At 69.1% G+C, this 233-nt stretch carries 1 pseudogene; it reads right to left on the bottom strand.

The features are described 5' to 3' along the window. Window positions 1–233, bottom strand: a pseudogene (locus SB775_RS34075) (hypothetical protein); the annotation flags it as partial.

Below are 233 nucleotides of genomic sequence, written 5' to 3' on the forward strand. Positions count from 1 at the left end.
GTGCCTGCTTGTCGGCGATCCGCGAGATCGCTGCCAGCTGCGGCTGCAGCGGCGCCAGGCCCTTGTTCTCGATGCCGGTCTCGTCCATGAAGGCGGCGTAGTAGTCGCCGATCTTGCGGTCCTCGCCGCTGGCGCGGTCGTTGGCGGCGGCGCCCTCGATGATGTCGCGGGTGTGCTGCTCGGTGTCGACGACGATGCGGGTGAAGCTGTTGTAGCTGGAGCGGTCCGCCGGG

It is taken from the genome of Peribacillus sp. SIMBA_075 (assembly GCF_046534585.1).